Origin of the sequence: Stenotrophomonas sp. pho (genome assembly GCF_006228405.1) — a bacterium.
GTDB classification, from domain to species: domain Bacteria; phylum Pseudomonadota; class Gammaproteobacteria; order Xanthomonadales; family Xanthomonadaceae; genus Stenotrophomonas; species Stenotrophomonas sepilia.
The window spans coordinates 1,541,794-1,555,153 of the sequence record NZ_CP029759.1 but is presented as its reverse complement, the minus strand read 5'-3'; the positions used below and the strand labels follow the sequence as shown (position 1 = coordinate 1,555,153).

At 66.7% G+C, this 13,360-nt stretch carries 12 protein-coding genes and 1 pseudogene; 8 read left to right on the top strand and 5 right to left on the bottom strand.

Annotation, left to right across the window (positions count from 1 at the left end):
- Positions 1–56: 56 nt before the first annotated feature.
- The 7 genes and pseudogenes from DL544_RS07270 to DL544_RS07240 all read left to right on the top strand — a co-directional run bounded on the left by DL544_RS07270 (position 57) and on the right by DL544_RS07240 (position 6,041).
- Positions 57–1,043, top strand: a complete 987-nt coding sequence (locus DL544_RS07270) for a PhoH family protein (RefSeq protein ID WP_005415936.1) — start codon at positions 57–59, stop codon at positions 1,041–1,043.
- Entirely contained in the window at positions 1,040–1,525 is a 486-nt protein-coding gene (gene ybeY / locus DL544_RS07265; protein ID WP_065177391.1) for an rRNA maturation RNase YbeY, read from the top strand. Before DL544_RS07270 ends, ybeY begins: the two co-directional genes overlap by 4 nt.
- A gap of 46 nt (positions 1,526–1,571) precedes the next feature.
- Entirely contained in the window at positions 1,572–2,177 is a 606-nt protein-coding gene (locus DL544_RS07260; RefSeq protein WP_065177392.1) for a hypothetical protein, read from the top strand.
- Between the two features lie 77 nt (positions 2,178–2,254).
- Positions 2,255–2,821 carry a hypothetical protein gene (locus DL544_RS07255; RefSeq protein ID WP_005415933.1) on the top strand — a complete coding sequence of 189 codons (567 nt, stop codon included), beginning with the start codon at positions 2,255–2,257 and terminating at the stop codon, positions 2,819–2,821.
- A gap of 64 nt (positions 2,822–2,885) precedes the next feature.
- Positions 2,886–3,767: an HlyC/CorC family transporter gene (locus DL544_RS07250; protein ID WP_005408827.1), complete on the top strand. Its 882-nt coding sequence runs from the start codon at positions 2,886–2,888 to the stop codon at positions 3,765–3,767.
- A pseudogene (locus DL544_RS07245) lies at positions 3,764–5,012 on the top strand (lipoprotein N-acyltransferase Lnb domain-containing protein). The gene DL544_RS07250 and the pseudogene DL544_RS07245 overlap by 4 nt, the downstream one beginning before the upstream one ends.
- 6 nt (positions 5,013–5,018) lie before the next feature.
- A complete protein-coding gene (locus tag DL544_RS07240; protein ID WP_065186100.1) occupies positions 5,019–6,041 on the top strand; it encodes a magnesium and cobalt transport protein CorA in 1,023 nt (340 codons plus the stop codon).
- Between the two features lie 112 nt (positions 6,042–6,153).
- On the opposite strand, the gene DL544_RS07235 is transcribed toward DL544_RS07240, so the two are convergent.
- From DL544_RS07235 to DL544_RS07220, 4 genes are all read right to left on the bottom strand, one after another.
- The gene (locus DL544_RS07235) at positions 6,154–7,518 is read right to left on the bottom strand and encodes an NAD-dependent succinate-semialdehyde dehydrogenase (RefSeq protein WP_139726944.1); all 1,365 of its coding nucleotides are present in this window, start codon (positions 7,516–7,518) and stop codon (positions 6,154–6,156) included.
- 83 nt (positions 7,519–7,601) lie between these two features.
- Positions 7,602–8,444: an ABC transporter permease subunit gene (locus DL544_RS07230; RefSeq protein ID WP_005415928.1), complete on the bottom strand. Its 843-nt coding sequence runs from the start codon at positions 8,442–8,444 to the stop codon at positions 7,602–7,604.
- Complete coding sequence (locus DL544_RS07225) at positions 8,441–9,373, bottom strand: ABC transporter permease subunit (protein ID WP_005415927.1); 933 nt, start codon at positions 9,371–9,373, stop codon at positions 8,441–8,443. The genes DL544_RS07230 and DL544_RS07225 overlap by 4 nt, the downstream gene beginning before the upstream one ends.
- Entirely contained in the window at positions 9,370–10,506 is a 1,137-nt protein-coding gene (locus tag DL544_RS07220; RefSeq protein WP_005415926.1) for an ABC transporter ATP-binding protein, read from the bottom strand. Before DL544_RS07220 ends, DL544_RS07225 begins: the two co-directional genes overlap by 4 nt.
- A gap of 291 nt (positions 10,507–10,797) precedes the next feature.
- On the opposite strand from DL544_RS07220, the gene DL544_RS07215 reads away from it, so the two are divergent.
- Complete coding sequence (locus DL544_RS07215) at positions 10,798–12,225, top strand: flavin-containing monooxygenase (protein ID WP_139726943.1); 1,428 nt, start codon at positions 10,798–10,800, stop codon at positions 12,223–12,225.
- Here DL544_RS07215 and DL544_RS07210 read toward each other — a convergent pair.
- Positions 12,222–13,331: a polyamine ABC transporter substrate-binding protein gene (locus tag DL544_RS07210; RefSeq protein ID WP_005415924.1), complete on the bottom strand. Its 1,110-nt coding sequence runs from the start codon at positions 13,329–13,331 to the stop codon at positions 12,222–12,224. The two genes, DL544_RS07215 and DL544_RS07210, sit on opposite strands and share 4 nt — an antisense overlap.
- Positions 13,332–13,360 lie beyond the last annotated feature (29 nt).

Here is a 13,360-nt window from a genome sequence, read left to right as displayed (position 1 = left end):
AACCTTGTCACCCCGAGTCCATCGTGGTGGACGGCGACCCCGCCCCACCCCAAGCAATGAAAAGCATCGATCATCGAGACTTCACCCTGTCGCCGGAAGACAACGAGCGACTGGCCAACCTGTGCGGCCCCTTCGACGGGCACCTGCGCCAGATCGAGCTGAAGCTCGGCGTGGAGATCGCCAATCGTGGCTTCGTGTTCCGCATCAGCGGGCCCAACGAAGCCATCGTCGAGGCGCAGAAGCTGGTTGAAGCGCTGTACGCCGAAGCCGGCGAAACCACCTTCGACAATCACGCCATCCACCTGCGCCTGGCGCAGGCCAACGTCGAGCAGATCGCCGAACGCTCCTACGAAGCGCAGGACGTGGCAATCAAGGTCAAGCGTGGCACGGTACGTGGCCGCGGCGCCAACCAGGGCCGCTACCTGCACCAGATCGCCACGCATGACATCAACTTCGGCATCGGCCCGGCCGGAACCGGCAAGACCTTCCTGGCCGTGGCCAGCGCGGTCGAAGCACTGAACGAGTCACGGGTGCAGCGCCTGATCCTGGTGCGCCCGGCGGTGGAAGCCGGCGAGAAGCTGGGCTTCCTGCCCGGCGACCTGAGCCAGAAGGTCGACCCGTACCTGCGACCGCTGTACGACGCCCTGTACGAGATGATGGGCGTGGAGAAGGTGGTCAAGCTGCTGGAGAAGAACGTCATCGAGATCGCGCCGCTGGCCTACATGCGCGGCCGCACGCTCAACGATGCGTTCGTGATCCTGGACGAGGCGCAGAACACCACCATCGAACAGATGAAGATGTTCCTGACCCGCCTGGGCTACGGCTCCACGGCGGTGGTCACCGGTGACCTGACCCAGACCGACCTGCCCAAGCACGTGAAGTCCGGCCTGCGCGACGCGATCGATGTGCTGCGCGAGGTCGAGGGCGTCAGCTTCACCTTCTTCGAATCCCGCGACGTGGTCCGGCATCCGCTGGTGGCGCGCATCGTCAGCGCCTACGACCGCCGCGACCTGCATCAGATCCAGCCTGGAGCAACGCCATGACCCGTGGTCCCGTGCGACTGGACGTCGCCGTCAGTTATGCCCTGCCGCGTACCGGGCTGCCGGCCGCAGTGAGCTTCCGCAAGTGGGTGGCCGCTGCGTTGAAGGGCCGCATCCGTGAGGCCGACCTGGCCATCCGCGTGGTCGATGCCAAGGAGGGGCAGTCGCTGAACCGCCATTACCGTGGCAAGGACTACGCCACCAACGTGCTCAGCTTCCCGGCCGACGTGCCCGAAGGCCTGCCCAAGGGCGTCAAGTTTCCATTGCTCGGCGACCTGGTGATCTGCGCACCGGTGGTGGCCCGCGAAGCCGACGAACAGGGCAAGGCGCTCAACGCACATTACGCGCACCTGACCGTGCACGGCGTGCTGCACCTGCTTGGCTGGGACCACGAGGACGACAAGGAAGCCGACGCAATGGAACAGCTGGAGCGCGAGATCCTGGCCGAGCTCGGCATCGCCGATCCCTACGCCGGCGAGCGCTGACGGCCACGCATACCGGGTTCATCACAGAGGACACCCCATCGCGCTGTTGCCCGCACTCATTGCCGCTCTTCTGCAGGTAACCACTGCCCCGGGCATCGACCCCGACCGGGAACGACCGTCGCCGTTCCCGGCCAGCGACAGCGCCGCCGACATTGCCGCCAAAGTCGCCGAGGTGCAGGCCTTCTTTGACGTCAGCCAGCAGACGGCCCGCCAGGCGGTCGCCGAGGCGCAGCAGCACGCGTTGATGGAACGCTTGAGGGCGCGCCACGCGGCACGCCTGGCCGGTATGTGGGTGGACAATGCGACGGGGTGGAACGTCGTCGTGCGACTGACTGGGCCGGCACCTGCGGCCGATGAGACCCATCCAGGGGCGGACGGCCCGCAACGCGTGCGCTACATCATCGGCGCTTCAATGACCGAAGCGGAGATGCAGCGCCGTCTTCAGGCGCAGCAGGGCTGGTTCATCCCGCAGCTGCCCGGCCTGACCGGCTATGGCCTGGACGTCATGACCGGTGAACTGGAGCTGGAACTCCGGGATACCGCTGGCGCGCGCGCAACGGCGGCGACCGTGCGCGACCACCTGCAGGCGCTGCTGGGCTACCCGGTCAGGCTGCGCTGGTACCCAGCGGCATCGCACCTGCAATCTCCCTGACTGCGTAGAGACGCTCGCGATAGCCGACCGGGACCGGTACGATCACCGGCCTGCCTTCCGTTGCGGATCCAGTGCCCGTGCTGCGTATTGTCCTGCCCCTGCTGCTCGTCGCGTCCGCCCCGGCCGCTGCCTTGGACCTGCCGGCGCTGATCGAATGCCGCCAGGGCGTAGCCGATCACGCTGCACTGGCACCGCTGCTGGCTGATCCGCTGAAGGCCGTCGCCCACGGCCTGCAGCCGCTGCCCCAGGGCAACCAGTTCATGAGCGAGTACCGACTGGCCCAGCCGATCAGCGTGTTCGGCGACCGCACCGAACGGGTCGCCGTGGCCGGCTCCAGCATCATGGCGATCCTCGACCAGGCTGACCCGCGGCCGTTGGCCAAACGCCTGGCGCTGGAGACCGGCTACGACCAGGACGGCAAGTTCATGGCCGGCCGCGAGCTGGTCAGCCGCGACGTGACCGACCCGAAGAGCGGCGAGGCCCAGATCGAGTCGATCATTCTCAGCGTCTCCACCGTGGCCTCCCATCCGGGCAAGACCCTGGCCGGCTGTACCTACAGCCTGGACCTGCCTGAAGAAGAAGCCCCTGCCCGGCCTGAACTGGCCCCGCCGCCGATCACCGGACCGGGCAGCGACGGTCACTGACAGGCCGCCACATCCTGCTAGACTTGGGCCAACGCCCGGCCTGCCGGGTGCCTTTTTTCCAGAGATGTCAGAAGACGACAGTAGTAGCTCCCCTGCGGAGCACAGTGAAAAGAAGCGCGGTTGGCTTGAACGCCTGACCTCGGCCTTCTCCGGCGAACCCCACACCCGCGACGAGCTGGTCGCTGTCCTGCACACCGCGCAGGAAGAGGGTCTGATCGCCGCCGATACCCTGAAGATGATGGAAGGCGCCATTTCGGTGGCCGAGCTGACCGTGGGCGACGTGATGATCTCGCGCTCGCAGATGGTCTCGCTGCCGGTCGAAGCGCCCTTCCTGGAACTGATGAAGCAGGTGGTCGAATCGGGCCATTCGCGCTTCCCGGTGCACGGCGAGAACAAGGACGACATCCTTGGCATCCTGCTGGCCAAGGACCTGCTGCGCGGCGTGGTCGCCGACAACGGCCCGGCCAACGTGCGCGAGCTGCTGCGCCCGGCGGTGCTGATCCCGGAGGCGAAGAAGCTGAACGTGCTTCTGAAGGAGTTCCGCCTGTCGCGCAACCACATGGCCATCGTGGTCGACGAGTACGGCGGCGTTGCCGGTCTGGTCACCATCGAGGACGTGCTGGAGCAGATCGTCGGCGAGATCGACGACGAGCACGACGAGGCCGAGGATCCGTCCGCGCAGATCGCCATCCAGTCCGACGGCCAGTACGTGGTCGACGCGCTGACCCCGATCGGCGACTTCAATGAGCGCTTCGGCGCGACGTTCTCCGACGAGGACTACGACACCATCGGTGGCCTGGTCACCGAGGCCGTGGGCCACCTTCCGGAAGTCGGCGATGAGCTGGCACTGGACCGCTTCATGTTCCGCGTGGCCCGCGCCGATGCGCGCCGGGTTCAGGCCTTCCACGTGACCGTGCTGCCGCCGGACGCGCAGGACGACGCTTGAAGCGCCGCGGCCTGATCCTCATGGTGTGGCTGGCACTGTGGGTGCTGGCCATGGCCCTGCCGCTGGCGGCCTTCGCGCAGCCGGCGGCAGCCGTGCCCGCACCGGCCACCGCCAACGCGGAGGCCCCGGCCCCGCATCGGCGTGGTGACCATGCAGCCGGGCACGGTTTTCTTCGAACGCTTCGGCCATGACGCCATCGTCGTGGTCGATCCGGCCAGTGGCGAAGCGACCTCATACAACTTCGGCTACTTCGATCCGTCCGAGGACGACTTCATCAGCCGCTTCGTGCGCGGCGACATGATGTATTACCTGGTGGCGCTGCCGCTGCAGCAGGACCTGTCGTACTACGACGAGACCGGCCGCGGTGCCAGCGTGCAGTGGCTGGACCTGCGCCCCGAACAGGCGCGTTCCCTGGCCGCTGACCTGGCCGAGCGGGCCAAGCCGGAGAACGCGCGCTACCACTACGATTACTACACCGCCAACTGCGCCACGATGGTACGCGACACGGTGGACAAGGCACTGGGCGGTGGCCTGCAGTCGCAGTTGTCGGGGCGTTCGCGCGGCAACACCTACCGCAGCGAGTCGGTGCGCCTGGCCTCGCCCGCCCCGTGGATGTGGCTGGGCTTCGATGTCGGCCTGGGGCCGTTCGCCGACCAGCCGCTGTCGCGCTGGCAGGAAGCATTCGTGCCGATGCGCTTGGCCGATGCGCTGCGCCAGGCACGCAACAGTGATGGCCGGCCGCTGGTGCAGTCCGAACAGGAACTGCTGCCGCACCGCATTGATCCGGAGCCGAAGGAGTTCGCGCGTCGTTGGTGGCCGTGGCTGCTGCTTGGTCTGGTCGTGGCCGGCGGCGTGCTGGCGCTGCGCGACCGGCCGCGCCTGCTGGCTGGGCTGGCCCTGCCGTTCTGGCTGTTGTGCGCCGTCGCCGGCAGCCTGCTGGTGTTCCTGTGGGGCTTCAGCACCCACTACGCCGCCTGGGCCAACCGCAACCTGCTGCTGCTTTCGCCGCTGGCCGTGCTGCTGCTGCCCGGAGCAATCAGCCTGCTGCGCCGGCGCGTGCCGGGGCGCATGTTCAGGATCGTGCTGTGGCTGCTGGCGGTACAGGCCGTGGCCGCGCTGGTGCTGCACTGGCTGAGCCTGCAGGCCCAGTACAACGTGCAGTGGATCGTACTGCTGCTGCCCGTGCACGCGGCACTGGCCTGGGTGTTGGGGCGCCGTCCTCACTTGTCCGAAACACGGCGCTGACGCACGATGGCGGGCATGTCATTGCCCGCCTCCGCTTCCGCCCCTGCTTCAGCCAACCCCGCCTGCGTCATCAACTGCGTCCACTATGATGACGAGGGCATACGCCACGATATCAGCCTGGACGCCATCAGCGATGTCATCGCCAGTGGCAATGGCTTCGTGTGGGTCGGCCTGTACGATCCCAACGACGATGTGCTGCTGAAACTGCAGGAAGAATTCTGCCTGCACGACCTGGCCATCGAGGATGCGCGCAACGCGCACCAGCGGCCCAAGGTCGAGACCTACGGCAATTCGATGTTCGTGGTGGTCACCACCGCGCAGATGGTCGACGAGCGCATCCAGTATGGCGAAACCCATGCCTTCCTCGGCCCGCGCTTCCTGGTGACGGTGCGCCACGGCGCCTCGCTGTCCTACGCGCCGGTACGTGCTCGGGTCGAGCGTGAGCCGCAGCTGCTGAAGATGGGCCCGTCGTACTGCCTGTACGCGGTGACCGACTTCGTGGTCGACAATTACCTGCCGATCGTGCACCGCTTCCGCGACACCCTGGACCTGCTGGAAAAGGACATCTTCGCCGAGAACTACAAGCGCAGCACCGTGGTGCGCCTGTACGAGCTCAAGCGCGAACTGAACAAGATGCGGATGGCGGTGGCGCCGCTGCAGGATGTGCTGGCCCAGCTGCGCCGTTACCAGGGCGAGCTGGTTCCGGACGAAGTGAAGCTGTACATCCGTGACGTGCACGACCACGCGGTACGCATCAGCGATGTGATCGACACCCTGCGCGAGATGCTGGGCACCGCGCTCAGCGTGAACCTGTCGCTGGTGACGCTGGCGCAGGGCGAGACGGTCAAGCGCCTCGGTGCGTGGGCCGCGCTGCTGGCGGCACCGACGCTGATCACCAGCTGGTACGGGATGAACTTCAGCCACATGCCGGAGCTGAGCCAACCGTGGGCCTACCCACTGATGATCGTTGGTGTGGGCGGCGTCTGCGTGGGCCTGTACCGGTTGTTCAAGCGTTCGGGCTGGCTGTAGAGCGTATCGACCCGCGGTCGATACCCACAAAACCGGGGACATATCGACCAACGGTCGATACCCACCAGACTGGTAGGCCACGACCGTTGGTCGTGGCGCATTGCATGATCCATCAAGCCACGTAAACGGTCTTGATGTTCATGAACTCATGGATGCCGTGGTCGGCCAGTTCCCGGCCAAAGCCAGACTGCTTGCTGCCGCCGAACGGCAGCCGCGCATCGCTTCTGACGATGGCATTGACGAAGGCCGCACCGCATTCCATGCGTTGCGCGAAGGCTTCGCCGCGCACCGGATCGCGCGTCCACACACTGCCGCCCAGGCCGAAGCGCGTGTCGTTGGCCACGCGCAGTGCCTCGCTCTCATCAGCGACCCGGATCACCGCAGCCACCGGACCGAACAGTTCCTCGTCGTAGGCCGGCATGCCCGGGCCGACCTGGTCGAGCACCGTGGCCGGATAGCCGGCATGGGTGCCGGCAATCGGCTCGCCGCCTATCAGCACCCGCGCACCCTTGGCCACGCTGGCCTGTACCTGCTTGTGCAGTTCATCGCGCAGATCGGCACGGGCCATCGGCGCCAGCGTGGTGCCCCGCTCATCGGGGTCGCCGTACTGGCGCTCGGCCGCAGCTTCAACGAAGCGACGGGTGAATTCATCGGCTACCGCCTCGACCACGATGAACCGCTTGGCCGCGATGCAGGTCTGCCCGCTGTTGTCGAAGCGCGACTTCACCGCTGCCGCAACCGTCTTGTCGAGGTCGGCATCGTCGAGCACCACGAAGGCATCGCTGCCACCCAGCTCCATCACCGACTTCTTCAATTGGCTGCCGGCGTTGGAGGCGATCGAGCGCCCTGCCCGCTCGCTGCCGGTCAGCGTCACCGCCTTCACCCGTGCGTCGCGCAGCACGTCGGCGGCCTGGTCGTTGTCGATGTGCAGCACGTCGAACACGCCGTCCGGCAGGCCGCCATCACGGCACACCGCCAGGATCAGGTCGGCACACTGCGGCACGTTGCTGGCGTGCTTGAGCAGGGCCACGTTGCCGGCCATGAACGCCGGTGCGAGGAAGCGGAACACCTGCCAGATCGGAAAATTCCACGGCATCACCGCGAACACGCAGCCGATCGGCTCGTAGCGCACGTAGCTGCGCTGGGCTTCGGTGTCGATCAGCTGCGGCTTCAGATAGTCGGCCGCATGGTCGGCGTAGTACTCGCAGGCCGCCGCGCACTTGTCGACCTCGGCCAGCGCTTCGGCCTTGAGCTTGCCCATCTCGTGGGTCATCGCCTGCTGCAGGTCGTCGCGGCGCGTGCGCAGCTGCGCCGCGATCTGGCGCAGGATCGCGCCGCGTTCCTGCAGCGAACGCTCGGCCCAGCCGGGGAACGCATCGGCGGCGGCCTGCAGGCGCTGCTCGATGTCGGCAGCGCCCATCAGTTCATGGCGGTAGGTCACCTGGCCGGTGGCCGGGTCGACGATCTCGACGGTCATGGGGGATCTCCATCTGGAAGACCCCCATTGTGCGCCGCCGGCCGTGAGCCGGGTGTTGCCGGCACAGTGGACGGATCGTGTACTCAGCCGTTGTCCTGCCGCGCCAGCTGCAGGTCGCGCTGGCGCCGCTTCTCGGCACGGGCATTGATGTACCAGCCGATCACCGCGGCGATCGATACCGCCGACACCAGCAGCGTGGCCAGCGCATTGATCTTCGGGCTGATGCCCATGCGCACCGACGCGAACACCTTCATCGGCAGCGTGGTCGAGCCCGGCGTGGCGACGAAGCTGGCCACCACCACGTCATCCAGCGACAGGGTGAACGCCAGCAGCCAGCCCGCCACCAGCGCCGGCGCGATGATCGGCAGGGTGATGCGGGTGAACACGGTCAGCCGGCTGGCCCCGAGGTCCATCGCGGCTTCTTCCAGCGACAGGTCCATTTCCTGCAGGCGCGAAGACACCACCACGGTGACGAAGCACAGGGTGAAGGTGACGTGCGCGATCCAGATGGTGGCCAGGCCGCGCGCCGGGAAGCCCGGAATCGCGCCCATCGAGGCCAGCAGCGCCATCAGCGAGAAGCCCAGGATCACATCCGGCATCACCAGCGGCGCGGTGACCAGCGCACCGAACAGCGGCTTGCCACGGAAGCGCTTGAAGCGGGTCATCACCATCGCCGCCAGCGTGCCCAGCACGGTGGCGGTACAGGCGGTCCAGAAAGCCACCACCAGGCTGGTCCACATCGCATCCATCAGCGCGCGGTCGGCGAACAGGTCACTGTAGGCGCGGGTGGAGAACCCGGCCCAGACCATCGCCAGCCGCGAGCTGTTGAACGAATAGAACATCAACAGCAGGATCGGCAGGTACAGGAAGGCGAAGCCGAGCAGCAGCACGCCCAGCCCCAGGCCCTTGGCGGTACGCGGGCTCATGCCTGCTTCCCTTCCAGCAGGCGCTGCTGGGATCGGTTGAACAGCAGGATCGGCACCAGCAGCAACAGGATCATCGCCACCGCCATCGCCGACGCGCCCGGCCAGTTGCGGTTGTTGAAGAACTCGTTCCACAGCTGGCGACCGACCATCAGCGTCTCCGAGCCCCCCAGCATTTCCGGAATCACGAATTCACCCACTGCCGGGATCATCACCAGCATGCAGCCGGCGATGATGCCGGCCTTCGACAGCGGCAGGGTGATGCGGAGGAAGGCCTGCCATGGCTTGGCACCCAGGTCGTAGGCCGCTTCCAGCAGGCGGTGGTCATGCTTGACCAGGTTGGCGTAAAGCGGCAGCACCATGAACGGCAGGTAGCAGTAGACGATGCCGATGTAGGCCGCGGTCGGCGTATCGATCAACTGCAGTTTCGGCAGGCCCATCGACGTCATCAGCGCCTGCAGGCCGGTGAACTGCAGGAACTGGTCAAGCAGGCCGTTGCGGTCCAGGATCGCCTTCCACGCATACACGCGGATCAGGAAGGAGGTCCACGACGGCAGCACCACCAGCATCATCGCCACGTTGCGTGCGGCCGGCGACAGGCGGGCGATGGCATAGGCCATCGGGTAGCCGATCAGCAGGGTAAGGAAGGTGGAGATGGCCGCGATCCTGATCGAGCTCAGGAAGGCCTGCGCATAGATCGAATCGCGGAACAGCGCCAGGTAATTCTCCAGGTTCAGCTTCAGCGAGAACCCGCCGTCCACGTACTGCAACAGCCAGGTATACGGCGGCGAGCCGACCCGGCTGAGCGAGAAACTGATCATCAGCACGATCAGGAACGGCACTGCGAAGAACAGCAGCAGCCACAGGTACGGAATGCCGATCACCGTGGCACGCAGCCCCGGCAGCCAGCGCTTCAGGCCGGCGACGCTCATGAGGTGAGCACCACGCCGTCGTTGTCGCGCCAGTGCACCCACACCTCGTCGCCCCAGGTGAAGCCATCACTGGCCCAGCGCTGCGAGTTGGCGAAGTTGGCCAGCACCTTGGCGCCGCTGGGCAGGCGCACGTGATAGACCGAGTGGCTGCCGAAGTAGGCGATGTCCTCGATCACGCCCTGCGCCTTGTTGGTGTGCCCTTCCGGCTCGTCCTTGCCGATCATCACCTTCTCCGGGCGCAGCGCGAACGCGACCGGCTGCCCTTCATAGCAGGTGATGCCATGGGCAATGTAGATCGGCGCCGGGAACAGCGGCGAGCGCACGGTCACGTACTCGGGCAGGTCCTCGTCGATCACCCCGTCAAACAGGTTGACCGAACCGATGAACTCGGCGACGAAGCGGTTGGCGGGCTGCTCATAGACCTCGTCCGGCTTGCCGACCTGCTGGATCCAGCCGGCATCCATCACCGCGATGCGGGTGGCCATGGTCATCGCTTCTTCCTGGTCGTGGGTGACCATCACGCAGGTCACGCCCGACGATTCGATGATGCTGACCAGTTCCAGCTGCATCTGCGAGCGCAGCTTCTTGTCCAGCGCGCCCATCGGTTCGTCCAGCAGCAGCAGCTTCGGCCCCTTGGCCAGCGACCGCGCCAGCGCCACGCGTTGCTGCTGGCCACCGGACAGCTGGTGCGGCTTGCGTTTGCCCAGGTGGCCCATCTGCACCAGGTCGAGCATCTCGCCGACGCGCTTGCTGATCGCGTCCTTGCCCAGGCCATCCTGCTTCAGGCCGAAGGCGATGTTCTGCTCGACCGTCATGTGCGGGAACAGGGCATAGGACTGGAACATCATGTTGACCGGCCGCTGGTACGGTGGCAGCGCGTCCAGGCGCTGGCCATCGACGGTGATGCTGCCCTTGGTGGGCGTCTCGAAGCCACCCAGGCAGCGCAGCAGGGTCGATTTACCACTGCCGGAGCCACCGAGCAGGGCAAAGATCTCGCCCTTGCGCACGTCCAGGTTGACGTCGTCGACGGCGACGAATCCGTCGAATTCCTTGCGCAGATCACGAATGGAGAGATAGCCGGGCGCACCGGTCGTGTCGACGACGGCGGCTACCGGCTGGGCTTCAACGGGCATGGGGGCTCCGGGAGCGGGCGGTGGACAGCGGCGGCCATTCTAACGGCCGGGGGCCGAAGGGGATATGACGGCAGTGGGTGGAAGCGGCCGCTGGCGCGCCCAGGCCTCCCGAGGTGTGTCGGTTTTCCCCCGCCATGGTGGCCTGTGCGCCGGGAGGCCCGGGGTCTCCTCGACGCCCGGACGGCCGTCCCGGCCAGACACCACGGGCGGCGGCCCGATCTGCAACATTTTTCAGAGCGGGATCCATTGAAAGCCCGGGACATTCCCCGCGCAATGCCCCGGATCTAGGCCTTGCATGGACCGACCCTGGTGATTTCCCCGGACAGCCCCTCCCCTTTCCCGCCCCGCCTGCCGGGCTGCCTGCCTGCACGGCTGCCGCTGGTCATCATCGGCGCCGGCCAGGCCGGGTTGTCGCTCAGCGCGCTCCTGCAGGAGGCCGGCGTCGAGCATCGCGTGCTGGAGGCCGAAACCGTGGGTGCCAGTTGGCGGCGACGCTGGGATTCGTTCCAGACCAACACCGCCAACGCGACCATGGCCCTGCATGGCCATGCCTATGCCGGGGATGACCCGGAAGGGTTCATGGGGGCCCCGGAAGTGATCCGACGGCTGCGCGACTATGCCGACGAGCGCTCGTTGCCGATCAGCGAAGGGTGCGTGGTCCATCGGGTCGGGCCCGAGTCCGGTGGCTATGCCATCGACAGCAGCCGGGGACTGATCCATGCCCAGGCGGTGGTGGTTGCCACCGGTGAATACCGCCGGGCGCGGTTGCCCCGGGCCCCGTTCGCGCCCGCAGCAGGCCTCACCATGCTGCACTCCAGCGACTACCGCGGTCCCGGCCAGCTACCCGAGGGCGCGGTGCTGGTCATCGGCGGCGGCCAGTCCGGCGCGCAGATCGCCCAGGACCTGCGCGACGGTGGTCGCAGCGTGTACTGGTCATTGGCCGAGCGTCATTCGCACACCCGTCGGCTGCGCGGCAAGGACTCGATGACCTGGTGGGACATGGCCGGGCGCATCCATCAACACGTAAGCCAATCGGCGGCCGTACTGGCAGGCGAGCCGGACGCGCTGCGCAAGGCCCGCACCGCGGAGTTCCCCCTGATTTCCGGCAAGGGAAGCGCCGGCCTGGGCAGTTCGATCAGCCTGCTGGCGATGCACCGTGCAGGCATCAGGTTGCTGGGCCGGTTGCAGGAATTCAATGGGAACACCGCCCGCTTCGCCGATGTCCGCCCGCAACTTCGCGCCGCGATCGAAGCGACGCGGGCCGAGTATGCCTATCTCGATTCGCTGGCCAGCGCGTACTACGCCACGCGGCCCGAACCGCGCACCGACGATGCCCGCTACATTCCCGAAGAGGTCTACTTGCACTGGGAGCCGAAACCGTCCCCGTGCGAGCTGGATCTGCCGTCCGCAGACATCCGCTCGGTGGTGCTGGCCACCGGTTTCGTCGCCGAGTGGCCCTGGCTCGATGTACAGGGCGCGCTGGATGCCCACGGCTATCCGCTGGGCGAGTTTGGCGTTTCCCCGCAACCGGGCTTGTTCTTCATCGGCATGCACAACCTGCAGCGGATGAGTTCGTCGTTCCTGTGCAACGGCGGCCGCGATGCACGCGACCTGCTGCCGGCCATCCTGAGGCACCTTGGCGAGGGCGGCGGTACCGATTCCGGCACGGTGAAGCAAGGCGGCCGCCGGGCAACGCCCGGCGGCGCCAGACCCGCTTAACGGCCGGTCTTCACCTCGGTCCACAGCCGGGTGTAGAGCTTGTCGGTCTCCGGCGTGTTGATCGAGTAGGTGAACATCTTCTCGGCCACGTCAGCCGGCGGATAGATCGTCGGGTCGGTGCGGATCGCCTCGTCCACCAGCGGTGTCGCGGCCGGGATCGGGTTGGCGTAGTGGATGAAGTTGGTGTTGGCCGCGGCGACCTTCGGTTCCAGCAGATAGTTGATGAACCTGTAAGCCGCTTCCGGGTGCTTGGCGTCCTTCGGGATCGCCAGCATGTCGAACCACTGCGGCGCACCTTCCTTCGGGATCGAATAAGCCACGTGCACGCCATTGCTGGCTTCCTCGGCGCGGTCGCGGGCCTGGATGATGTCACCCGACCAGCCGACCACCAGGCAGGTGCCGCCATTGGCCAGCGAACCGACGTACTGCGAGGAGTGGAAATTCTGCACATACGGGCGGATCGACTTCAGCAGGTCGGCCGCCTTCTGCAGTTCGGCCGGGTCGCCGCTGTGCGGATCCAGGCCCAGGTAATGCAGCGCGATCGGGATCATGTCGGCCGGCGTGTCCAGGATGGTCACGCCGCAGTCCTTCATCTTGCTGATGTTCTCCGGCTTGAACACCAGGTCCCAGCTGTTGGCGATATCGGTGCTGCCGCCGAAGCGCTGCTTCAGCATGTCCACGTTGTAGCCGATGCCGGTGGTGCCGATCATGTACGGCACGCCGTACTGGTTGCCCGGGTCCTGGGTGGCGATGCGCTTCATCACCGCCGGATCGAGGTTGGCCAGGTTCGGGATCTTGCTCTTGTCCAGCGGCAGGAACACGCCGGCCTGGATCTGGCGGCCGAAGAAGTTCAGGGTCGGCACCACCACGTCGTAGCCGCTGTTGCCGGCCAGCAGCTTGGTCTCGACCATCTCATCGCTGTCGAACACATCGTAGGTCACCTTGATGCCGCTCTCCTTCTCGAAGGTCGGAATGGTGTCCTCGGCGATGTAATCGCTGTAGTTGTAGACGTTCAGGACCTGGCTGTCCTGCGCGCCGCCGTTGCCACCGCCACAGGCGGCAAGCATGGCGGAGGCCAGGCCGAGCGTGAGGATACGCAGCTTCATCGGGTGCTCCAGAATGCGGGAAGGGGGGC

Excerpts from the sequence above, each read along its gene's own strand:
- DL544_RS07270 (WP_005415936.1), top strand. The coding sequence starts at position 57 with ATGAAAAGCATCGATCATCGAGACTTCACCCTGTCGCCGGAAGACAAC.
- ybeY (WP_065177391.1), top strand. The coding sequence starts at position 1,040 with ATGACCCGTGGTCCCGTGCGACTGGACGTCGCCGTCAGTTATGCCCTG.
- DL544_RS07250 (WP_005408827.1), top strand. The coding sequence starts at position 2,886 with ATGTCAGAAGACGACAGTAGTAGCTCCCCTGCGGAGCACAGTGAAAAG.
- DL544_RS07240 (WP_065186100.1), top strand. The coding sequence starts at position 5,019 with ATGGCGGGCATGTCATTGCCCGCCTCCGCTTCCGCCCCTGCTTCAGCC.
- DL544_RS07235 (WP_139726944.1), bottom strand. The coding sequence starts at position 7,518 with ATGACCGTCGAGATCGTCGACCCGGCCACCGGCCAGGTGACCTACCGC.
- DL544_RS07230 (WP_005415928.1), bottom strand. The coding sequence starts at position 8,444 with ATGAGCCCGCGTACCGCCAAGGGCCTGGGGCTGGGCGTGCTGCTGCTC.
- DL544_RS07225 (WP_005415927.1), bottom strand. The coding sequence starts at position 9,373 with ATGAGCGTCGCCGGCCTGAAGCGCTGGCTGCCGGGGCTGCGTGCCACG.
- DL544_RS07220 (WP_005415926.1), bottom strand. The coding sequence starts at position 10,506 with ATGCCCGTTGAAGCCCAGCCGGTAGCCGCCGTCGTCGACACGACCGGT.
- DL544_RS07210 (WP_005415924.1), bottom strand. The coding sequence starts at position 13,331 with ATGAAGCTGCGTATCCTCACGCTCGGCCTGGCCTCCGCCATGCTTGCC.